This is a genomic window from Lolliginicoccus suaedae (assembly GCF_008312885.1).
Lineage (GTDB): Bacteria > Actinomycetota > Actinomycetes > Mycobacteriales > Mycobacteriaceae > Lolliginicoccus > Lolliginicoccus suaedae.
In genome coordinates, this window is sequence record NZ_VSSO01000002.1 from 24,145 (window position 1) to 43,147 (window position 19,003).

The window sequence follows — 19,003 nt, forward strand, 5'->3', positions numbered from 1 at the left end:
ATGCACATTCTGTCACAAACACGCAGGCAAGAGGCATGTTTCACAAGTCAGTGTTATTAATAAATGCTTCAATCATCTCAGGAAACATGCAGGAATTCTTGCTATCCTGGACCTGACTCACAACGCCGATGGCTTGGGGAGGTGTCGCTATAGGAAGCCACAACGAAATGAAGCACGACCCATTTCGGATACACCCAAAGGCGGTAGCACCCATGGCACGATCACTCTCCACGCGCGCACGCACCAGCCTCGTCGCGGCAGCATCAGCAACCGCACTGCTCCTCGCCCCAGCTAGCGCCCTCGCCGGCGGATTCAGCTTCGGCGGCAACGCAGGCGGCGGCGGTGGGTTCTCCTTCTCCTGCTGCAGCTTCTCCCTCGACGGCGGAGCCAGCGCGGGCGGTGGCGGAACCACCTCGGGCGGCGACGGCAGCGCCGAAGGCTCGGCCACCGCGACGTTCGGCGACTTCACCGTCGGAGGCGGCGGTAGCGCAGGCGGCTCCGGAGACTCCACCGGCGGCAGCGGCAACCTTGGTGCGTTCTTCGGCTTCGGCTAGTCCGCACTCTCCCTACTACCCGGCCCGGCACGGAACACTGCCGGGCCGGACCCATGCGCAGGAGCGGCCACCCCGATCGCGAGGATCCCTGCGGCCACCAGCACGAGCGGGATGCCGAATGCTGGGTCTCCAGATCGATGCAGCAACGGAGCTATTGCGATCACAGCACCAACCACGATCACGCCGATCGCACCGCGTACCCAGCGCCGCACGAACCTCTCCGGGGCCAAGCGCTGCCCGGCGAGAACTAGCACGCCGATTCCCGCGACCACGGCACAAGCCAGCCAGTACTTCCCTGCCGCCTCACTCTCGTCGCTGATCAACGCCCCGAGCCCGAGGCCAATCACGACTATCCCGATAGCGGAAAGATCGAGAATCTTCTGCCTGCGAATCGATTTCATCCAGGGACCTCCATGCACATGGAATCACTCCACGCGCCTGCTCGCCACACGAGCAGGCATCGTGATCGCCTGCCTGCCTAGATGGGATGGCCGAGTCCGGACAGGGGGGCCGATCATCGATCTGTCAGCTCCCCCTCACTTCCCCAGCCGCTGCTCCAGCTCCGCCAGCCGCGCGTTGACCGAGCGCAGCAGCTCCAGCATCTCGGTGCGCTCGTCGTGGGCCTGCCGGTCTTCCTCGGCCCGCTCGGCACGGACTTCCTCGTCGTGGACCTCCTGGGTGGCACTCACGATGATGGCGATGAACAGGTTGAGCACCATGAAGCTGGAGATGAGGATGAACGGCACGAAGTACACCCACGCGTAGGGGTATTCCTCCATGACGGGGCGGGCGATGCCCATCGACCAGCTCTCGAGCGTCATTACTTGGAAGAGGCTGTAGATGCTGCGGCCGAGGGTGCCGAACCAGTCGGGGAAGCGGTCGCCGAACAGCTCGGTGCCCATGACGCCGAAGATGTAGAACATCATGCCGAGCAGCGCTGCGGTCCATCCGATGCCGGGCATGGCCTGGATGAGTGATTCGATGATCATCCGCAGCCGCTTGACGGTGGAGAGCAGCCGCAGCACGCGCAGGATGCGTAGCGTGCGCAGGATCGCCAGCGGGCCGGAGGTCGGCACTAGCGCGATCGCGACGATCACGAAGTCGAACACGTTCCAGCCGGATCGGAAGAACCGCGGCCCGAACGCGATCAGCTTCGCCGCGATCTCCACCACGAACACCGCGAGGATCGCCTGGTTGAGCGCCGTGAGCACCGGTCCGACTGCTGCCCGCACCGAATCCGAGGTCTCGAGCCCCAGGATCACGGCATTGAGCAGGATCAGCACCGTGATCACGCCCCGTGCCCGGCGTGATTCCACGAGATCCCCGAGCTGTTTCCGCCATGCGCTGAGCGCCATCCCCGCCTCTTCTCCCCCATGTCGAGCGTGCATCGCGGATTCTAGCGAGAACCACCCAATCCCGGCGGTCGGCGGCTCCCTCGTGCTCCCGGCGCTAGCATCGGGGGCATGGTTGCTGGCGGCATGGATTCTCAGGTACTTCGGGACGAGACGTCGTGGCGGTGGCGGGATGCGCTGCCGAGCTTGATGGACTTCGTGCGGATCCCGGCGCTCTCCCCGGCTTTCGATGCCCGCTGGGACGAGACTGGGCACCTGGACGCCGCGATCGAGCATGCGCGTTCCTGGATCGCCTCTCGGGACATCCCGGGCGCGAGCATCGTGGTGGAGCGCTTGCCCCGCCGCTCCCCGCTGCTGGTGGTGGATGTTCCTGCCACGCCCGGCTCGACCGCGCTGGGAACGACGCTGCTGTATGGGCATCTCGACAAGCAGCCGGGCCTCGATGGCTGGTCGGAGGGGCTGGGGCCGTGGGAGCCGGTGATGCGCGAGGGCCGGTTGTTCGGCCGGGGCTCGGTGGACGATGGCTATGCCGGGTTCGCCGCGATCACCGCGATCGAGGCGGTGCAGGCCGCGGGTGGCGAGCATCCGCGGTGCGTGCTGTTGCTCGAGACGAGCGAGGAGTCCGGCAGTCCTGATCTTCCCGCGTACCTCGACCATCTCGCGGACATCCTGGGCACGGTCTCGCTGGTGGTGTGCCTGGATTCCGGTGCCGGGGACTACGAGCGCATGTGGTTGACGACGTCGCTGCGGGGGCTTGCCTCGGTGACGCTGACGGTCTCCACCTTGCGCTCGGGCGTGCATTCGGGCATGGCCGGGGGGCCAGTGGCATCCTCGTTCCGCATCGCGCGGGCCTTGCTCGACCGCATCGAGGATCCCAAGACCGGCGAGATCCTGGTGCCGGAGCTGCACGCGAACATCCCCGCCGACCGCATCGCCGAGACCGAGGCAGCCGCCGCGACCCTGCCGGGCGCGTGGCAGGCGATGCTGCCGCTGCAGGAGGGCGTGGTCCTCGACAGCGACGACGAGGTGGAGCTGCACCTGCTCAACACCTGGCGGCCCTCGCTGGAGGTCATCGGTGCGGACGGGCTGCCACTGCCTGCCGATGCGGGCAACGTGCTGCGACCGTCCACGACGCTGCGGCTGAGCTTCCGCCTCCCCCCGACCGTCGATGCCGAGACCGCCGTGGCGGCGATCACCCGGACATTGACGGCCGACCCGCCCCGCGGGGCACGCGTGACCGTGAGCGACAGCGAGGCCGCGAACGGCTGGAACGCGCCCGCCACCGCCCCCTGGCTCGCCAACGCTCTCGACGCGGTGAGCGATACCGTTTTCGGCAGTCCGTGGCGCGCGCTCGGCGTGGGTGGATCGATCCCCTTCATGGGCCTGCTGCACGAGGCGCACCCTGGCGCCCAATTCGTCATCACCGGGGCGCTCGGCCCCGACAGCAACGCGCACGTGCCCGACGAGTCGCTGAACGTCGCGTTCGCCGGACGCATCACCGAGGGCATCGCCCACATCCTCCACAGCGCCGCTACCAGCATGTAGCGGTGTGACGTCGGGCACGCGGTCGCGAATGTTGCGGGCCTGCAATGCCGGCGTCACCAATGAGCCCCACACTCATCGGAGATCCCTGCTGCGATGGAGCACGCAGCGACACGGGCACGGATGAAGGAGGAGCCAGTGGGCAGATCACGGACCGCGCAGGCCCACCGGGCCACCGACGAGTACTTCGGGCTGTCCGCCGAGGGCACCACCGTGCGCGCCGAGGTCGTGGGCGGCACCACGACGTTCCTCGCGATGGCGTACATCCTGTTCGTCAATCCGCAGATCCTCGGCACTACCGGCATGGACGTCAACGCCGTGTTCGTCGCCACCGCCCTCGCTGCGGCGCTCGGCTCGCTCGTCATGGGATTGTGGGCGCGCTATCCGATCGCGCTCGCTCCCGGCATGGGCCTCAACGCCTACTTCGCGTTCACCGTGGTGCTGGTCATGGGAATCCCGTGGCAGACCGCGCTCGCGGGGACCCTCGTCTCGGGCGTGCTGTTCTTCATCCTCGCCGTCACCGGCATCCGCGGCGTGCTGGTCAATGCGATCCCGCTGCACCTGAAGTTCGCCACGGGCGCGGGCATCGGCCTGTTCATCGCGTTCATCGGGCTGAAGAACGCCGGCATCGTCGTGGCGAACGAGTCAACGCTGGTGGGGCTCGGCGACATCTCGCGCCCGGAGACGCTGCTCGCCATCTTCGGCGTCCTCGTCACCGCTACGTTCCTGATCCGCGGCTACAAGGGCGGGGTGTTCTACGGTCTGCTGCTCACCGCCACGGCCGGTGTCGTCACGGGGCTCACATCCGCGCCCGACGGGGTGGTCAGCTCCGTTCCCAGCATCGCCCCAACGTTCGGCCAGGCCATCGGCTCGCTCGATCAGCTGTGGACCACCCAGATGATCATCGTCATCCTGACCATGCTGTTCGTGGACTTCTTCGACACCTCCGGCACCCTCATCGCCGTGGCGCATCAGGCCGGTTTCCTGCAGAACGGCAAGCTGCCCCGTGCCAACAAGGCACTCATGGCCGATTCGGTGGCCACTATGGGCGGTGCGGTGCTCGGCACCTCCACCACCACGTCCTACATCGAGTCGTCGTCCGGAGTGAGCGCGGGTGCCCGCACCGGCCTCGCCTCGGTGGTGACGGCGGGCTACTTCCTGCTCGCGATCTTCTTCTCGCCCCTGCTTGCTGTGATCACCCCGGAGGTGACCGCGCCGGCCCTGATCATCGTGGGCGTGCTCATGGCGCAAGCGCTCGGCGACATCGAATGGGGCAAGCTCGAGTACGCCATACCTGCGTTCATGACGATCGTGGCGATGCCACTGACCTACTCCATCGCCAATGGCATCGCGTTCGGCTTGTTCCTGTACCCGATCATGATGGTGCTCAAGGGCCGCTGGCGGGACGTGCACCCCATCACCTACCTGCTGTTCCTCGCGGTGACGGCGTACTTCATCTGGCTGATCTAGCGCACAGCCCGTGGCCGGAACCGGCATGCCGAGGCTCGCGACGGGACAGGCACGCAGCAGTCGGGCAGGATGACGGGGTGACCACTGTCGTTTTCGTCCATGCTCACCCTGATGATGAGAGCTCCCAGACCTCCGGCTCCATGGCGCGGGCATCGCGGGACGGTCACCGCGTAGTGGTCGTCTATTGCACCAATGGCGAGCACGGGGAGGTCCCCGAGGATCTCGCGCCGGGCGAGTCACTCGTGGACCGCCGCCGCACCGAGGCCGAGGCATCCGCGCTCGCGACCGGTACGAGCCGCATCGCATGGCTCGGCTACTCCGACTCCGGCATGAACGGCTGGGCGCAGAACAACGACCCCAGCTGCTTCCACCAGGCCGACCTCGAGGAAGCAGCCACCCGGCTCGCCGGGATCCTCGACGAGGAGCACGCCAGCATCGTCACCGGCTACGACTGGCATGGCGGATACGGCCACCCCGACCACATCAAGGTGCATCAGGTGGTCCATCGCGCCGCGAAGCTAGCCGCGCAAGCACCGCGCTTGCTCGAATCCACGTTCAACCGCGACCGCTTGCGCATGTGGCGCGATGCGCTCGTCGCGGCCGGGGAGACTCCCGAATTCGACCCCGATGCTCCCGCCGACGACGGCAACCCCCTGGGCTCCCCCGAGGCCGACATCCACTGGCAAGTGGACGTCTCGGAGTTCCTCGGCCAGCGCCGCGCCGCGATGCAAGCACACGCCAGCCAGGCCACCGACATCGGAGGCTTCATGGCGATGCCGCCCGAGATCTTTGCCGCGGTCTTCGGGATGGAGTTCTACATCGAGCCAGGCCGCGCGCCCGGCATGCGCGAGGGCTGGTTCCTGGACGACTAGATCGCGCCCGGGAAAGCCCCTAGTCGCGGTGCTCGACGAGGCAATCCGTGCCGGGGAACAGCAACGACTCGTGCCCGTCCTCGAACCGCACCCGGTACGGCGGCTCCCCGCTCGGGCCGCGCACCTCGAGGACCTCGCAGTCCTGCTCGGGACGGCCCACCGTGGAGCTCTTGATGTGGAGGTGGTCGCCAATGACAGCGTGCATGCGTCTCTCCCCGCATTCGACGTGTGATCCGTGGCACTTCCCATTCTGGTCGTGATCGGCAGCTCGGGCAATGCCAGATCGTGTCCTGATCGAGCAGTATTCTCAGTAACTTCCTATGGCGGCGGCACGCCGATGCGGACACACTCGAGGACGATGAGACAAAGCTGGCCCGTGGCACTGTTCGTGGGGGCGCTCGGCGTGGCCGGATGCGCCGCCTACTTCGACAGCGACCGCGAGTACCCCGACTACGCCCCGCGCACCGTCACCAACGGATTCAACGACGAGTACCGCGAGTGGATCCTGCGCGCCGCCGAGACCTGCGAGGCCATCACCCCGCAACTGCTCGCCGCGCAGATCGAGGCCGAGTCCAGCTTCCGCAGCGACGCCCTCTCCCCCGCCGGGGCCATGGGCCCCGCCCAGTTCATCCCGTCCACCTGGGAGATCTGGGGCATCGACGCCGACGAGGATGGCATGGCCGACCCCTACAGCATTCCCGACGCCATCACCGCGCAGGCCGCATTCATGTGCGACAACCACCGCCGCGCCACCGAGGGCGTCGCCACCGGGCAGCTCGACGGCGACCCCCTCGACCTCGCGCTCGCCGCGTACAACGCTGGGTTCGGCGCCGTGCAGCGCTTCCAGGGCCTCCCCGAGGGCGGCGAGTACACCACCCAGACACGGCCCTACGTCGAGCGGATCCGGGCGCGGGAGGCGCACTACGTCGGCGAGCTCTGAGGGCTGGTTGGCGCGGCGCGACCGTTGGCAAAGCGCAACACGGAGGCAACCCTCGCCTTGTGCGCGCTGCGAACTGGTGCGAAGCCGCACAAGCCTGTTCCGCGCCAGCCCGTCGCGGGGTCTGTGGTGAAGATTCTGCTCATGCACCTGATGGGCAGCAGCTAGTTGGGCCAGCCCGAGGACCGCACCCAAGAACTTGCCCCGCATCGCTCCGATCCTGACCACACCGTGCCGCGTGATGTCACACCCCACCGGTAGCGTGCGGCACATGAGCATCGAGTGGAACTGGCAGCGTGTCCTCACCTGGTGCGCGCACCACGCCCCCGTCACCGCCTCCCGCATCCGGCCCCCCGCCGACCCCCAAGAAGTCCGTGACGCCGAGACTGCCACCGGAAGACCCTGGCCCGAGCAGTTGCGCCAGTGGTTCGCCCTGCATGACGGCAGTCCCCAGGACCGGCCCGTCGCCCAGGTCCTGCCCGGGTTCATCCCCTGCTCTGCATCCGAGGCAGCCACCACAAACGCAGAGATGGTCGAGATCTGGCAGGAGAACACCGACGAGTTGGGCGGAGCCGAGGCCCTCGAAGCAGGGCAGACCTCGTACACCTACCTCCCCGCCTACATCCCCATCGCGCACGACGGGGGACGGGGCTACCTACTCGTCGACACGCGTCCCGGCCCGCTCAGCGGCTGTGTTCTCGAGTTCACCGGCGAGGATGCCGACCAGTTCGGCCCGCAGTGGCGTTCTATCGATGAGATGCTCGGGGAGATCGCGGATGCACTAGAGCACGGGGGCAACGTCGCGGAGTGGACACCGCGCGCAGGCGGCGGAGAGCTCGACTGGGAGATCGAGTAGTCCCGCGCACGAATGCAACGCCAACAAGCCGTCAAACTACGCAGCAAAGGCCTCAAATACACCCAAATCGCCGAAAGATGGAATTCACCCCTGGTGCGGAAGCTCGTCTACTCCATGATGCGTGCACACACGGTGGATCGACGCGCGAGGAACGCATACCGGCCAAGAAGCTGGGGTCAAAGGCTTCCACTAGCCACAAGCGATCGCAGAATATAAACCTGCGACCTACGACTGCTCACCGGATGAAAGCAATCGCCGGGTCGTCACTACCGCAGCCGCCCCCACAAGGACTGCCAGCACAAGTGAACCCGCGCTCCAGCGATCGCCGAAACCTCCTGGCGTCAGGCCAACGACTCCCATCAGGGTCGCTGCAATAAGGCCAACTCCAAATGGAAGAACTTCGGAAGTGCGCATGCTTCGCGTAGGCGAGGAGGCTATGAAAACCGAATAGGAAAGAAAAGCCATCCAACCGAGCGCCATGACGAGCAGGAACGCGTTGCCCAGAGACGTGCCGATCGCCAAGGTGCCGACCAGTCCGAGACTGAAAACTGCTGGTACCCAGGGGGACATCCCACCGAAGTATTCGCGACTCTGTGAGTAAATACCAGCCATCATTCTCATCCTTCCCAGCATGCTACAGGTAGTGCCAGACGATACCGCCCATGCACGAAACGGCACCGATAACGCCAAGACGCCGAACCGCGGACTAGCACGTTTTTCACGTTCTTTCCCTATCGTCCTATTTACCGTTTTTTCCAAGGGGAACCCGAATACCCTGCGAGCTTAAACCAAGATCAACTGATTTACAGCGCATGCAAGCGAGAATCATTCAAAGGGATGATCAACTGCTGGCGTGAGTCCTACTTTGGTATGACTCACACCAAATTGGGACAAATGCCTATGACTGCCATCGCTGAGAACGGGCGCATCTCTCGCGGTCAGGGGCAACTAGCCGCAGCCTGTGCTGTACGAGGCGCGCTGGGGAGCGCGCCGCGACCGGCAGCTAGGCGCACGCCTCCGCGTAGTGGTCAAGGTGTCAGCGGAATAGCCGGGGCACCCGTACGCGCCGGACCGCACTCGGAGAGCTTCACGCACACTCGGCGCGTCACGGACGCGGCAAGGACCGCTCCCGAGCGCAGCTCCTACTGATTCCGAAGCAGGTCTACAAGGTTGAGGACGCCCGCGAGCAGCAGTCCCGCGCCGAAGTAGGCGACGAACACGGGCGAGAACAGGATCTCCGTGCTGCCCTGGTTGCCGAGGTACCAGTTGGTGCCGTACGCGATGCCTGCGGCGCCGAGCAGCAGCGAAGCGATATGCACCGCCATTGCTCGGCCCGAGAGAAACACCGAGAAGACGACTGACAGCACGGCGGCCATGCACGCCAGGATGGAGGCGACCAAGAGCGGGCCTGAATCGAGCACTATCGCCGCCGCGACTCCGGCCCCGCCCACGATGAAGATCACCAGCTCGGCCGTCGGTTGCCGGATCCGCCTTCCGGGACCACTACTCGCCACAGTTGTTCTCCGCCCAGTGGATGAGGGCATCGCGGACGTGGATGGCGCCACCGTCGCCAGGTGCCATCTCGTAGTTCGCGGCGAACCGCGGGTCGTCCACGTACATGCGGGCGAGTCCGATGAGGTGCTCCTTTCCGGGCTTCTTTCCCTGGTGGGCGGCGGTGAGCCACTGGACGTGTCGGCCTGCGAGCTGCTGCGCGGCATCGCTGGCCGGATCGTCTCCGGCGGCGAATGATTCCTTCCATGCCTGGGCTAGCGCCTGGGTCTCTGCCATGAAGCCGGCCTTGTCGGTGGTGCTGAGGCCGCGCCACCAGCGGTCACTGTCGGCGTAGGCCTTCGCTCCCCAGCGTTGCTGCACCTCGTCCTTGTACTGGGTGTGGTCGAATCCGTCGAGCATGTCGTGTGCCATGGGGGTTGTTCCTTCCGTGTGGGTGATGATGGTGTGCTTGACGGCCTGGATCTGCCGCGCGATGCGTTCCTGCTCGGCCTCGAGCCACACGAGGTGGTCGCGGAGCGCGCTGATGTCGTTGTGCTGCCCGTCGAGCACGTCCGCGATGGCGGGCAGTCCGAGCCCGAGCTGGCGGAGCATGAGGATCCGCTGGAGCCGCATCAGGGCGGGGGCGTCGTAATGGCGCAAGCCGCTTGAGGATGTGCGGCTCGGCGGGAGCAGGCCGATCTGGTCGTAGTGGCGCAGGGTGCGGGTGGTGATCCCGCTGAGCCGCGCGACCTCCTGGATGGGCCAGTCCATGCTTGCCTCCTCGCGCGTGGTTCCGGGGTTTTCCCGCCGTCGGCAACGGGTATGCCGACTGGATGCATCTCGACAGTAGGCGTTGACGCTGCGTCAACCGCAAGGGTTGTGCTCGACGGTCCGGGTTTCCCACTAGTGGAAGCTTTTCCCGGCCCAGGCGGGAAATGTTTCCACTGAGCCGTGGAGGCCACCGGGCGTACGGTCGGGAGCGAGGAAGCACATCACGAGAGGAGCTATGACGTGGGCAATTTCGACATCTCGGGCGCAAGGGTGGCGTTCCTGTGCACCAACGGCGTCGAGCAGGTGGAACTGACCCGGCCCTGGCAAGCAGTCAAGGAAGCGGGCGGCAAGCCCATCCTCATCGCGCCGGAGGAAGGGGTCATCACGGCCATGGAGAACGATTGGGATCATGCCGATTCCTTCGAGGTCGACGTGGTCCTCGGGGAAGCCAGCGTCGATCAGTTCGATGCCCTCGTGCTGCCCGGCGGAACGGTGAACGCTGACTCGATGCGCCTGGCCGAGGGCGCGGCAGACTTCGTGCGGTCGTTCTTCGAGGAGGAGAAGCCGGTCGCGGCGATCTGCCATGCCCCGTGGATCCTCATCGATGCGGGCGTGGCCAAGGGGCGAACGCTGACTTCGTACAAGTCGGTGGCGCTGGACCTGAAGAACGCGGGGGCCGTGTGGATCGACGAGGAGGTCGTCGCGGATGGCAACCTGACCACTTCCCGCAACCCTGGTGACCTCGATGCTTTCTGCGCCAAGCTCGTCGAGCGGATCTCTGTCGCGTAGGTCGCGCGCGCATCACGATCTGGTGATCGTTGGCTGGTTCACGGGACGGCAGCGGCGCGGATTGGTCACTGTGAGATACCCATCACTGGCAGGAGCGGCGGGCATCGCGTCCCGTAGCATTCCTGCCGGATACGACCACTCGTGCTTGGAGGCACCATGAACTTTTCCATCTTCGATCTCTCGACCGTCGGCGAGGAGCAGCTCGGTGTTGCTCCGTCCGAGATCTACGCCGCCATCTTCGACGGCCTGCTCGGTGCGGCTTCCTTCTTCCAGGACCTGCTTCCCGGAATCGTCAACATCCCCGGCGTCTGATAGCCAGCGGCACCATGCGATGTGGGCCCGGGAGCTTCGGCTCCCGGGCCCACATCTCGTGACCAGCCCCGGCGTGGACTTAGCTGGGAGGCGTCGATCAGCCGGGCCTGGCAGGCTTCCCGATGGTTACGGGCTCGGCTCGGGCAGGTCGCACTGCCCGACCTGTGGGTTGACGCCCGCATAGTTCAGCGGGCCCGCAACGACCGTGATGGCGAGCGTGCTGATGCCCGCGCAATCCGGATTGGTGCTGCTGAAGTAGCCCCGCTGCCCCGCAGCGATGGCACCCACGATGAGCCAGATGATGACGAGCAGAGTGATGATGCCGCCAAGTCCTCGCATGATTCTCGCTCCCCTCCGCTAATACCACGTGCGACGGCCACCGACGGGCCGCCCGATCGCGCCGAGAATGGCGAGAATGACACCGATGACCAGTGCCACGATGCCCAGCGTCCAGACGATCTGGATGCCGGTCAGCCACCCCACGACGAGCAGGATGATGCCGAGTACGATCATGTTCCTGTCCTCCTCACTGCTGCCGCTTTGTGGCCAGCTATAGGAGGTGTACCCCGAAGGCATCGGTGGCAAACATCACATTCCGGCAGATGCTCGCTCGCGCAGCAGGACCAGTGCCCGGGAGAGCAGCCGGGATACGTGCATCTGGGATATTCCCAGGCAGCTAGCGATCTCGGACTGGGTGCGGTCCTCGAGGAACCGCATGCCGACGATGACTTTCTCGCGCTCGGGCAGCGCGGCGATGAGCTCGCCCAGCGCGAGCCTCTGGTCGGCAGCCTGGTAGTCGATATCGTGATCGTTGACGAGATCCCCGAGATCGGTGTCGCGGTAGATGGTGCCCGCATGCATCGCCTCGGTGATGTCCTCCACGCTTGCTCCGGCCTTGGCCGCGATGTCCTGTGCTCGTGGCGTCCTGCCGAGCCCCTGCGCCAGAATGGGCATGTCCTGCGCGATGCGCGCGCGCAGCTCGTGGATGCGACGTGGCACTCGCACGAGGTCACGCTTGTCACGCAAGTGGTGCCGGATCTCGCCGACGATGGTCGGCACGGCGAACGGGATGAATCCTTTGTCGCGCGAGCAATCGAACCGGTCGATAGCCGTGATGAGGGCGAGCCGCGCTACCTGCAAAACATCATCGGGGTCCTCGCCGCGATACCGGAAGCGGCTCGCGATGTTGCGGGCAAGCCCGAGGCACCGGGTGATGATCTCCTCGCGCAGGTCCTCGGCAGCAGGATGACCGGGGGGCAGGGCCGCTCGCCTAGCGAGCAGCGCGTTCACGTGCTCGACCTCGTCGGGCTCCATGGTCAATCAGTATCGCGGCGGGACTGGAACCCCACCATGGCACGCGCTCCCTCGGTCCGGTACTCGAGCTCGCTCGTGACACTGGCCAGCACATGCCATCCGATGCTGTCCTGGTCGGGATGACGCACCTCGTCATGGTCCACGCTAGCGATGACGTGGACCTCGCCGGGCGCGAACTGGAACTCGCACAGCAGCTCCTTGTCGGGCAGCGCCACCGCTATCAGCTGCGTGCATGCCTCATCGACAGCGAGCCGGACCTCCTCGACGCTGGTGAGGTCGAGGTCAGCCCGCGCGGCCACGCTCGCGGCAACGAGCCGCCCCAGTGCCAAGTACTCCGCTCGCGCGGGCACGCTCAGCGCGATCGTGTCCGAAAGGCTGGTTCTCCTGCTGATACTCACTCCTGCTCCCCGCTCGTGGCAGCGCCGATGCTGCCTCGTCCACGAAGACTACCCAGGGCGGGCCCAGGATATTCCCCCGTTAGCGAGAAGCATGAAACAAGGACAATCCGGTCACTTGTTCCGCTGCGGACTGTGATCCAGGTAATATTGGATACCGGTTGAGCAAACAGCCTAGTTGGGACGCGCGCATCGGCACGTCTCGTGTCCTCGCCAGGCGAGTGCTCGCTCCCATTGTCGTCAACATTCGATGGGAGGCCAATATGACTAGCTCAACTCAGAGCAAGCGGTTCCGTACGGTGGCGCGCGCCCCGGGGCGCGCGCCGACCTTGATCGCCTTCACCGGCGACGTGGATGCCCGGCGCATCAGCGACCCCGAGGCGTGGGCGGCGCGCCATGCGCCAGGGATCTGCCCCGCGCACTGCATCGTGGACCTCACTCGCGCCACATTCCTCGGCGCCTCGGGCATCGCGGCGATCAGCGCGCTCGCGGACGCGCTGCGCGACCGCGGCGGGTGCTGCGTGGTGGTCGCCGGAGGATCACTGCGCCACATCCTGTCCGCCACCCGCGCCGATCAGCAGATCGCCGTCGTGGGCACGATCCGCGAGGCCCAGCAGTCCATCATGCGCTTCGTCGAGACCGGACGCCTCGACGCGCTCCTCGATGCTGATGCTCAACCGGGCATTTGCCATGCTAGGCAGAGTCAGTGAGCGGCTTTCCTCCGATGGCGGAGCTCCTGGCCGATGCTGCTCGCGCGATGGAGAGCGAGCCGGAGCATAACGCCACCCTCGAGGCGATCGTCCGCGAGGCGCAGAAATCCATCCCCGGCACCGACCATGCCGGGCTGAGCGTCCTCGAGAATGGGCGGGTGGCTACCGCCGCGCCCACCTCCGAGCTCGTGGAGGCAATCGACTCGTTCCAGTACACCTTGCAGGAGGGCCCGTGCGTGGATGCTGTGCTCGACGGTGGCGTGTACCGCACCGGGAACCTCGCGCGGGAGACGCGCTGGCCTAGGTTCGCGGAGGCCGCGAGCAGCCTCGGGGTGCATTCGATGCTCGCGTTCCGCCTGCACCTCGATGGCCGTGTGCTCGGCGCGCTCAACCTGTACTCGACCAATCCCGATGCCTTCGACGAGGAATCCGTCTACATCGGGCAGCCCTTCGCCGCGCATGCCTCCATCGCGGTGGCGCACTCCCGGGAACGGGTGCAACTGCTCGACGCGCTCGATTCGCGGGACGTGATCGGCATGGCCAAGGGCATCATCATGCAATCCATGACGGTGACCGACGAGCGAGCGTTCTCGGTGCTCGTCGCATTGTCCCAGCGCACGCAGGAAAAGCTGCGCACCGTGGCGGAGAAGGTCGTCGAGGACGCCCGGTCCCGCGCGCTGCACCAGCCCGGGAGGGGGCGGAGGTAGGGGCTCGCGGGCCCTCGCGCCCCGGCCGGACGCGCACGACTCATAAGTCAATCCTCAGGCAAATCCCCGGTTACGGCTGTCCAAATTGCCGTAGCCTGGAGGTGCTTTCCACGTAGGACCGAGCCCGCGCGTCCGGCAGTACCACGAGGGAGGATTGCCCGTGTCGCCACGCCTGCTTGGTCGCGTCCGGTCCACGATCTCGGCCGCTCGCGACCAGTTCCCCAGCCGGGCACGCATCGCGCGATCCGTGCTGCTCGCGGGCCTGGGCATGCGGAGCATGGGGTGGCCTTCCGCGGTGCCGGGCGAGCAGCACTGGTATGGCGTGGTCCGCACCTTCACCGCCGAGGAGCTCATCGACGGGCAGCCCCGCACCACCGCATGCGCCATCGCGGTGGTGTGCGATGGTGACTACTCGGCGTTCCATTTCTTCTCCCGCCCGCACGAGGGCACGAGCGGGCGGCGGCGCGAGGCAACTCTCGGCCTCGTCGGCGTCGATGCGTTCGAGTACCTGTACAAGATCGTGGAGGGGCACGAGCGCGACATCGTCGTGTACCTGCACCAGCCGCACCTGCGCGACCTGCTGCGCTCCGCCGCGCCCGCGTTCCCGCAGTGCACCATGCGCGAGAGCCTCGAGGATGAGCGGCTCGCCCGCCTCAATGGGATCGCTGGCACCCAGATCGATATGCGGGTGCATCGCCAGCAGGCCCGCCTAGCGGGCATCCCCCGCAAGGAGCATGGACGGCTCATGATCGCCACCGACGCGTCCCTGCGCAGCCGGCATCGTGGCGCCGGCATCGCCTGCGTGAGCGAGGAAGGGATCGCCGAGTCGGCCTTCCGCGCCCATCTGGGCCGGATCGATGTCGCCGAGCTCGCCGCGATCGATCTCGCCCTCTCCACCTTCTGCGATGGCCGCGCGCTGCACATCCTCGTCGACAGCCGGCACGCGCTGAACTATCTGCAGGGCACCGGCAAGGTCCGCGACCGTGCGATCGCCTCGCTGGTGGACAGCATCCGCGGAAAGTCCCGCAGCCGGTCAGTGACGTTCGAATGGGTGCGCGCGCACAACGGCCAGCCGCTCAACGAGACCGCGCACCGCCTCGCCGTGGCCGCGCGCAGGTGCCACACCAGCAATGTGCCCGCGGATACGCAACAGCGCATCGTGTCGGGGATCCTCGAGGACCTCACCGCCAATAGTGTCGATCAGACCGTGTAGGAATCACCGATCTTGAGCACCTCGTCGAGGATGCGCAGCCCCTCGCGGGCCTCGTCGGTGGTGATGGTGCACGGCGGCGCGCAGTGGATGCGGTTGGAGACCATCAGGGGCAGCAGGCCCTGGCGCTTGCACTCCGCCATCATCTGGCCCATGGCCGCGCTGGTGCCCGCGTAGGGAGCGAGCGGCTCGCGGGTGGTCGCGTCGGCGACGAGCTCGAGCGCCCAGAAGACGCCCCTCCCCCGGACCTCGCCGACGCAGGGGTGCCGGTCGGCGATCTCGGCGAGCCCCGGGCCGAGCACTGTCTCGCCGATGCGCCGCGCGTTCTCCACGATGCCCTCGTCGGTCATCGCCGTGATCGTGGCGACCGCGGCCGCGCACGCGAGCGGATGTCCCGAGTAGGTCAGGCCGCCCGGATAGGGGCGCTCATCGAAGGTCGCGGCCACCTCCCCGGAGATCGCTACCCCGCCGAGCGGCACGTAGCCCGAGTTGACGCCCTTGGCGAAGGTCAGCAGGTCGGGCGCGATGCCGGCCTCGTCGATGGCGAACCAGTTCCCGGTGCGCCCGAAGCCGCACATCACCTCGTCGGCGATCATGACGATGCCGTGCAGGTCGCACAGCTCGCGCACGCCCCGCAGGTAGCCGGGCGGCGGGGGAATGATGCCGGGCCCGCCGGGGATGGTCTCGAGGATGATCGCCGCGATGGTGCCGGGGCCCTCGAGCTCGATGACCTGCTGGAGGTGCTGCAGCGCCCGCTGCTCCTCCTCTGCCTCGGTGGTGGCGTGGAACGCGGAGCGGTAGAGGAACGGGCCGAAGAAGTGGGCAGTGCCCTCGGTCGCGCGGTCGTTCGCCCAGCGCCGTGGATCACCGGTCACGTTGATCGCTAGCGCCGTGGCGCCGTGGTAGGAGCGGTACTGGGAGAGGATCTTGTTGCGACCGGTGTGCACGCGCGCCATGCGGATCGCATGCTCGACCGCCTCGGCCCCGCTGTTGGTGAAGAACACCTTGTCGAGGTCGCCCGGGGCGCGCTCGGCGATCAGCCGGGCCGCTTCGCTGCGCTGGTCGTTGACGTGGTGCGGGGCGATCGTGGCGAGGCGCTGCGCTTGCTCGACGATCCCGGCGACGACAGCCGGATGCTGGTGCCCGATGTTGGTGTTGACGAGCTGGCTGGAGAAGTCGAGCAGGCGATCGCCGTTGCCGTCCCACACGTGGGAGCCGCGCGCGGCGGTGACGACCATCGGCGTGAACGATCCCTGCGCCACCCACGAATGGAAGACATGCTTCCGATCGAGCTCATAGGCGCGAGCGGCCGAGGCGCGGGCCTCGTCCACGCTGCCGAACCCGGGAACCGCGGCTTCCGCCGAGGCCCTCGACACATCCTGCTGGTCAACCATGCGTGCTCGTTCCTTCCCGCCACCAATGGGTGCAACCCGGCCACTGCACCAAGGTGCAACCCGGCCACTGTAGTACGCCCAGGCTCGCGGGAGGGGGGAAACGTCGCGCGGGTCGCGCGGGCCCGGCACCATCGGGCAGGAGGAATTGCGCCGGGCCGCGCCGGCATCATTGGCGGCGCGCCCGACGCATCGTCCGCAACGGGGATGAATGCCGACGCCATGGGTTAATCTATGCCCTCATGAGGCGTGGATCACGGTCGAAACCGGACAAGCAATGGTGATTCCTGGACACTCCCCTGTCCGGGCGATCCCCTACATGCCCGCGACCCCGGCGGCCCGGCATGGGGTGGAGATCATGACCCTGCGATCCCTGCGCGAACGGATGGGGCCGGGCGAGTTCATCGCGCCCCAGTGCCCGCGCTTCCACATGATCGCCCTCGTCACCAAGGGGCATGGCACCCATGCGGTGGATTTCCGCACCGGCGCGCTGAGCCCCGGGACCGTGTGGTGGGTGCGCCCCGGGCAGGTGCAGCAATGGGGCAACGTCTACGGCTACGAGGCCACCATCGTCCTGCTCGAAGAGGGCGTGCTCGGCCCCATCGCGCGATCCTCCCTGACCGGCAGCCCCATGCGCTGGCGCTGCTGCTGGCACCTTGACCCGCGCGATAGCGGCAGCAATCTCGTGCCAGCGCTCATCGCCCACCTCGGCACCGTCTTCGACCAATCCGGCGCGGGCGCGGCGCCCCTCCTGCGGCACCTGGCGAACACTCTGCTGCTCACGCTGCTCGACATCGCGCCCCCCGATGGCGGGCCCGGGCCGGCGATCGCTCCCTCGACGGTGGACAGGTTCGCGCAGGCCGTCGAGGATGGCTTCGCCCGCACGCGCTCGGTCAGTGACTACGCCCGCGAGCTCGGCTACTCGGAGAAGACAGTCACGCGGGCGGTGCGGACCGCGACCGGGCTGACCGCGAAGCAGTTCATCGATGAGAGGGTGATCCTCGAGTGCAAGCGGTTGCTCGCCCACACCGAGCGCACCACGGGCAGCATCGCCGACTCGCTCGGCTTCAGCGATGTCTCCAACTTCACGAAGTTCTTCGCGGCCCGCGCTGGGATGTCACCGACGGAGTTCCGGCGATCGGCGCAGCTACCCCGCTAGCCTCTCTAGAGGCCTAGCTCGCGGGCGATCAGCATGAGCTGCACCTCCGTGGTACCCTCGCCGATCTCGAGGATCTTGCTGTCGCGGTAGTGGCGGGCGACGAGGTACTCGTTCATGTAGCCGTAGCCACCGAAGACCTGGGTGGCATCGCGCGCGTTGTCCATCGCGGCCTCGCTCGAGACGAGCTTGGCAATGGAAGCTGCCTTCTTGAAGGTCTTGCCCGAGAGCATGAGCGCGGCGGCGTCGAAGTAGGCAGCGCGGGATGCTGCGGCCCGTGCCTCCATGCGCGCGATCTTGAACGCGATGGCCTGGTTCTCGCCGATGGGTTTGCCGAAGGCAGTGCGTTCCTTCGCGTAGCGGACGCACTCGTCGACGCAGCCCTGTGCCACCCCGGTGCCCACCGCGGCGATGGCGATGCGCCCCTCGTCGAGGATGCTCAGGAAGTTGGCGTAGCCGCGGCCGGCCTCCCCGAGCAGGTTCGCCTCGGGCACGCGGAGATCATCGAACGACAGCGGATGGGTATCGGAGGCGTGCCAGCCGACCTTGGAGTAGGCGGGCTGCACCGTGAGGCCCGGCGTGCCGGCAGGAACGATGATCGTGGAGATCTCCTTCTTCCCGCTGGGCGTGGTTCCGGTCACGGCGGTGACGGTGATCAGCTCGGTGATGTCGGTGCCAGAGTTAGTGATGAACTGCTTGCTGCCGTTGATGACCCATTCACCGCCATCGAGCCGCGCGGTGGTCCGGGTGCCACCGGCGTCGCTGCCCGCTCCTGGCTCGGTCAGGCCGAACGCGCCGAGCCGGGCACCGCTGGCCAGCTGGGGCAGCCATTGCTGCTTCTGCTCGTCGGTACCGAAGCGGTAGATCGGCATGGCACCGAGGGACACTGCCGCCTCGAGCGTCATCGCGACGGACTGATCGACCTTGCCGAGTTCCTCGAGAGCGAGGCACAGGGCGAAGTAGTCGCCGCCCATGCCGCCGTGCTCCTCCGGGAACGGAAGCCCGAACAGGCCCATCTGCCCCATCCCGCGGACCACGTCGTAGGGGAAGGTCTTGTTCTCGTCGTGCTCGGCGGCGACCGGTGCCACGACCTCCCGGGCGAACTCCTCGACGGTGCGGCGGAGCTGCTCGTACTCGTCGGGCAGCGCTGCGGTGGACAGGAAGGTGGTCATGG

At 66.9% G+C, this 19,003-nt stretch carries 24 protein-coding genes; 12 read left to right on the forward strand and 12 right to left on the reverse strand.

The genetic code is table 11. From position 1 onward, the window contains the following. Positions 1-212 precede the first annotated feature (212 nt). A complete protein-coding gene (locus FXO18_RS05740; protein WP_149360162.1) occupies positions 213-554 on the forward strand; it encodes a hypothetical protein in 342 nt (113 codons plus the stop codon). Here the strand turns inward: FXO18_RS05740 and FXO18_RS05745 are convergent. Both FXO18_RS05745 and FXO18_RS05750 read right to left on the reverse strand, forming a co-directional pair. Next, the gene (locus tag FXO18_RS05745; RefSeq protein ID WP_149360163.1) at positions 551-955 is read right to left on the reverse strand and encodes a hypothetical protein; all 405 of its coding nucleotides are present in this window, start codon (positions 953-955) and stop codon (positions 551-553) included. The genes FXO18_RS05740 and FXO18_RS05745 overlap by 4 nt on opposite strands. A gap of 135 nt (positions 956-1,090) precedes the next feature. Continuing rightward, the gene (locus tag FXO18_RS05750; RefSeq protein WP_149360750.1) at positions 1,091-1,909 is read right to left on the reverse strand and encodes an ion transporter; all 819 of its coding nucleotides are present in this window, start codon (positions 1,907-1,909) and stop codon (positions 1,091-1,093) included. A gap of 123 nt (positions 1,910-2,032) precedes the next feature. On the opposite strand from FXO18_RS05750, the gene FXO18_RS05755 reads away from it, so the two are divergent. From FXO18_RS05755 to FXO18_RS05765, 3 genes are all read left to right on the forward strand, one after another. Then, positions 2,033-3,451, forward strand: coding sequence for a M20/M25/M40 family metallo-hydrolase (locus FXO18_RS05755; protein WP_187774205.1), 1,419 nt, complete (start codon positions 2,033-2,035; stop codon positions 3,449-3,451). 135 nt (positions 3,452-3,586) lie between these two features. After that, positions 3,587-4,918, forward strand: a complete 1,332-nt coding sequence (locus tag FXO18_RS05760) for an NCS2 family permease (RefSeq protein WP_328593361.1) — start codon at positions 3,587-3,589, stop codon at positions 4,916-4,918. A 77-nt stretch (positions 4,919-4,995) separates the two neighbouring features. Further along, positions 4,996-5,790 carry a PIG-L family deacetylase gene (locus FXO18_RS05765; RefSeq protein ID WP_149360166.1) on the forward strand — a complete coding sequence of 265 codons (795 nt, stop codon included), beginning with the start codon at positions 4,996-4,998 and terminating at the stop codon, positions 5,788-5,790. Between the two features lie 19 nt (positions 5,791-5,809). Here the strand turns inward: FXO18_RS05765 and FXO18_RS05770 are convergent, their stop codons facing one another. Next, positions 5,810-5,995 (reverse strand): DUF1918 domain-containing protein, encoded by a 186-nt coding sequence (locus FXO18_RS05770; protein WP_149360167.1) that lies wholly within the window; start codon positions 5,993-5,995, stop codon positions 5,810-5,812. Positions 5,996-6,148: 153 nt separating this feature from the next. On the opposite strand from FXO18_RS05770, the gene FXO18_RS05775 reads away from it, so the two are divergent. Together FXO18_RS05775 and FXO18_RS05780 are read left to right on the forward strand one after the other, a co-directional pair. Then, positions 6,149-6,730, forward strand: coding sequence for a lytic transglycosylase domain-containing protein (locus FXO18_RS05775; RefSeq protein ID WP_149360168.1), 582 nt, complete (start codon positions 6,149-6,151; stop codon positions 6,728-6,730). Between the two features lie 268 nt (positions 6,731-6,998). Then, positions 6,999-7,583, forward strand: a complete 585-nt coding sequence (locus FXO18_RS05780; RefSeq protein WP_187774206.1) for an SMI1/KNR4 family protein — start codon at positions 6,999-7,001, stop codon at positions 7,581-7,583. Between the two features lie 225 nt (positions 7,584-7,808). On the opposite strand, the gene FXO18_RS05785 is transcribed toward FXO18_RS05780, so the two are convergent. The 3 genes from FXO18_RS05785 to FXO18_RS05795 form a co-directional block, all read right to left on the reverse strand. Beyond that, positions 7,809-8,198, reverse strand: coding sequence for a hypothetical protein (locus tag FXO18_RS05785; RefSeq protein ID WP_149360170.1), 390 nt, complete (start codon positions 8,196-8,198; stop codon positions 7,809-7,811). A gap of 527 nt (positions 8,199-8,725) precedes the next feature. Next, positions 8,726-9,097 carry a hypothetical protein gene (locus FXO18_RS05790; protein ID WP_149360171.1) on the reverse strand — a complete coding sequence of 124 codons (372 nt, stop codon included), beginning with the start codon at positions 9,095-9,097 and terminating at the stop codon, positions 8,726-8,728. Then, positions 9,087-9,845 carry a MerR family transcriptional regulator gene (locus FXO18_RS05795; RefSeq protein ID WP_149360172.1) on the reverse strand — a complete coding sequence of 253 codons (759 nt, stop codon included), beginning with the start codon at positions 9,843-9,845 and terminating at the stop codon, positions 9,087-9,089. The genes FXO18_RS05790 and FXO18_RS05795 overlap by 11 nt, the downstream gene beginning before the upstream one ends. 240 nt (positions 9,846-10,085) lie before the next feature. Here FXO18_RS05795 and FXO18_RS05800 point away from each other — a divergent pair, with 240 nt between their 5' ends. Both FXO18_RS05800 and FXO18_RS15855 read left to right on the forward strand, forming a co-directional pair. After that, positions 10,086-10,634 (forward strand): type 1 glutamine amidotransferase domain-containing protein, encoded by a 549-nt coding sequence (locus tag FXO18_RS05800; protein ID WP_149360173.1) that lies wholly within the window; start codon positions 10,086-10,088, stop codon positions 10,632-10,634. Positions 10,635-10,790: 156 nt separating this feature from the next. Continuing rightward, a complete protein-coding gene (locus FXO18_RS15855; RefSeq protein ID WP_187774207.1) occupies positions 10,791-10,946 on the forward strand; it encodes a hypothetical protein in 156 nt (51 codons plus the stop codon). Between the two features lie 126 nt (positions 10,947-11,072). Here FXO18_RS15855 and FXO18_RS05805 read toward each other — a convergent pair whose 3' ends face one another. The 4 genes from FXO18_RS05805 to FXO18_RS05815 form a co-directional block, all read right to left on the reverse strand. Beyond that, positions 11,073-11,285, reverse strand: a complete 213-nt coding sequence (locus FXO18_RS05805; RefSeq protein ID WP_149360174.1) for a hypothetical protein — start codon at positions 11,283-11,285, stop codon at positions 11,073-11,075. Positions 11,286-11,303: 18 nt separating this feature from the next. Next, positions 11,304-11,459 carry a DUF6131 family protein gene (locus tag FXO18_RS15860; RefSeq protein ID WP_187774208.1) on the reverse strand — a complete coding sequence of 52 codons (156 nt, stop codon included), beginning with the start codon at positions 11,457-11,459 and terminating at the stop codon, positions 11,304-11,306. Between the two features lie 75 nt (positions 11,460-11,534). After that, positions 11,535-12,260, reverse strand: a complete 726-nt coding sequence (locus FXO18_RS05810; protein ID WP_149360175.1) for a sigma-70 family RNA polymerase sigma factor — start codon at positions 12,258-12,260, stop codon at positions 11,535-11,537. Between the two features lie 2 nt (positions 12,261-12,262). Then, positions 12,263-12,658: an ATP-binding protein gene (locus tag FXO18_RS05815; RefSeq protein WP_149360176.1), complete on the reverse strand. Its 396-nt coding sequence runs from the start codon at positions 12,656-12,658 to the stop codon at positions 12,263-12,265. Positions 12,659-12,918: 260 nt separating this feature from the next. Between FXO18_RS05815 and FXO18_RS05820 the strand changes: the two genes are divergently transcribed. The 3 genes from FXO18_RS05820 to FXO18_RS05830 all read left to right on the forward strand — a co-directional run bounded on the left by FXO18_RS05820 (position 12,919) and on the right by FXO18_RS05830 (position 15,285). After that, on the forward strand, positions 12,919-13,365 hold the full coding sequence (locus tag FXO18_RS05820; RefSeq protein WP_149360177.1) for an STAS domain-containing protein: 447 nt from the start codon (positions 12,919-12,921) through the stop codon (positions 13,363-13,365). After that, complete coding sequence (locus FXO18_RS05825) at positions 13,362-14,072, forward strand: GAF and ANTAR domain-containing protein (protein WP_223114583.1); 711 nt, start codon at positions 13,362-13,364, stop codon at positions 14,070-14,072. The genes FXO18_RS05820 and FXO18_RS05825 overlap by 4 nt, the downstream gene beginning before the upstream one ends. Before the next feature lie 160 nt (positions 14,073-14,232). Beyond that, positions 14,233-15,285, forward strand: coding sequence for an RNase H family protein (locus FXO18_RS05830; protein ID WP_149360178.1), 1,053 nt, complete (start codon positions 14,233-14,235; stop codon positions 15,283-15,285). On the opposite strand, the gene FXO18_RS05835 is transcribed toward FXO18_RS05830, so the two are convergent. Continuing rightward, a complete protein-coding gene (locus FXO18_RS05835; RefSeq protein WP_149360179.1) occupies positions 15,273-16,676 on the reverse strand; it encodes an aspartate aminotransferase family protein in 1,404 nt (467 codons plus the stop codon). The two genes, FXO18_RS05830 and FXO18_RS05835, sit on opposite strands and share 13 nt — an antisense overlap. A 316-nt stretch (positions 16,677-16,992) precedes the next feature. Here FXO18_RS05835 and FXO18_RS05840 point away from each other — a divergent pair, with 316 nt between their 5' ends. Beyond that, complete coding sequence (locus tag FXO18_RS05840) at positions 16,993-17,832, forward strand: AraC family transcriptional regulator (protein ID WP_187774209.1); 840 nt, start codon at positions 16,993-16,995, stop codon at positions 17,830-17,832. 5 nt (positions 17,833-17,837) lie between these two features. On the opposite strand, the gene FXO18_RS05845 is transcribed toward FXO18_RS05840, so the two are convergent. Beyond that, entirely contained in the window at positions 17,838-19,001 is a 1,164-nt protein-coding gene (locus tag FXO18_RS05845; protein WP_149360181.1) for an acyl-CoA dehydrogenase family protein, read from the reverse strand. Between the last annotated feature and the right edge of the window lie 2 nt (positions 19,002-19,003).

Bases quoted from the DNA above. Each gene is read 5' to 3' on its own strand.
- FXO18_RS05740 (WP_149360162.1), top strand. From the start codon at position 213: ATGGCACGATCACTCTCCACGCGCGCACGCACCAGCCTCGTCGCGGCA.
- FXO18_RS05745 (WP_149360163.1), bottom strand. From the start codon at position 955: ATGAAATCGATTCGCAGGCAGAAGATTCTCGATCTTTCCGCTATCGGG.
- FXO18_RS05750 (WP_149360750.1), bottom strand. From the start codon at position 1,909: ATGGCGCTCAGCGCATGGCGGAAACAGCTCGGGGATCTCGTGGAATCA.
- FXO18_RS05755 (WP_187774205.1), top strand. From the start codon at position 2,033: ATGGATTCTCAGGTACTTCGGGACGAGACGTCGTGGCGGTGGCGGGAT.
- FXO18_RS05770 (WP_149360167.1), bottom strand. From the start codon at position 5,995: ATGCACGCTGTCATTGGCGACCACCTCCACATCAAGAGCTCCACGGTG.
- FXO18_RS05775 (WP_149360168.1), top strand. From the start codon at position 6,149: ATGAGACAAAGCTGGCCCGTGGCACTGTTCGTGGGGGCGCTCGGCGTG.
- FXO18_RS05780 (WP_187774206.1), top strand. From the start codon at position 6,999: ATGAGCATCGAGTGGAACTGGCAGCGTGTCCTCACCTGGTGCGCGCAC.
- FXO18_RS05785 (WP_149360170.1), bottom strand. From the start codon at position 8,198: ATGATGGCTGGTATTTACTCACAGAGTCGCGAATACTTCGGTGGGATG.
- FXO18_RS05795 (WP_149360172.1), bottom strand. From the start codon at position 9,845: ATGGACTGGCCCATCCAGGAGGTCGCGCGGCTCAGCGGGATCACCACC.
- FXO18_RS15855 (WP_187774207.1), top strand. From the start codon at position 10,791: ATGAACTTTTCCATCTTCGATCTCTCGACCGTCGGCGAGGAGCAGCTC.
- FXO18_RS05805 (WP_149360174.1), bottom strand. From the start codon at position 11,285: ATGCGAGGACTTGGCGGCATCATCACTCTGCTCGTCATCATCTGGCTC.
- FXO18_RS15860 (WP_187774208.1), bottom strand. From the start codon at position 11,459: ATGATCGTACTCGGCATCATCCTGCTCGTCGTGGGGTGGCTGACCGGC.
- FXO18_RS05810 (WP_149360175.1), bottom strand. From the start codon at position 12,260: ATGGAGCCCGACGAGGTCGAGCACGTGAACGCGCTGCTCGCTAGGCGA.
- FXO18_RS05820 (WP_149360177.1), top strand. From the start codon at position 12,919: ATGACTAGCTCAACTCAGAGCAAGCGGTTCCGTACGGTGGCGCGCGCC.
- FXO18_RS05835 (WP_149360179.1), bottom strand. From the start codon at position 16,676: ATGGTTGACCAGCAGGATGTGTCGAGGGCCTCGGCGGAAGCCGCGGTT.
- FXO18_RS05840 (WP_187774209.1), top strand. From the start codon at position 16,993: ATGCCCGCGACCCCGGCGGCCCGGCATGGGGTGGAGATCATGACCCTG.
- FXO18_RS05845 (WP_149360181.1), bottom strand. From the start codon at position 19,001: ATGACCACCTTCCTGTCCACCGCAGCGCTGCCCGACGAGTACGAGCAG.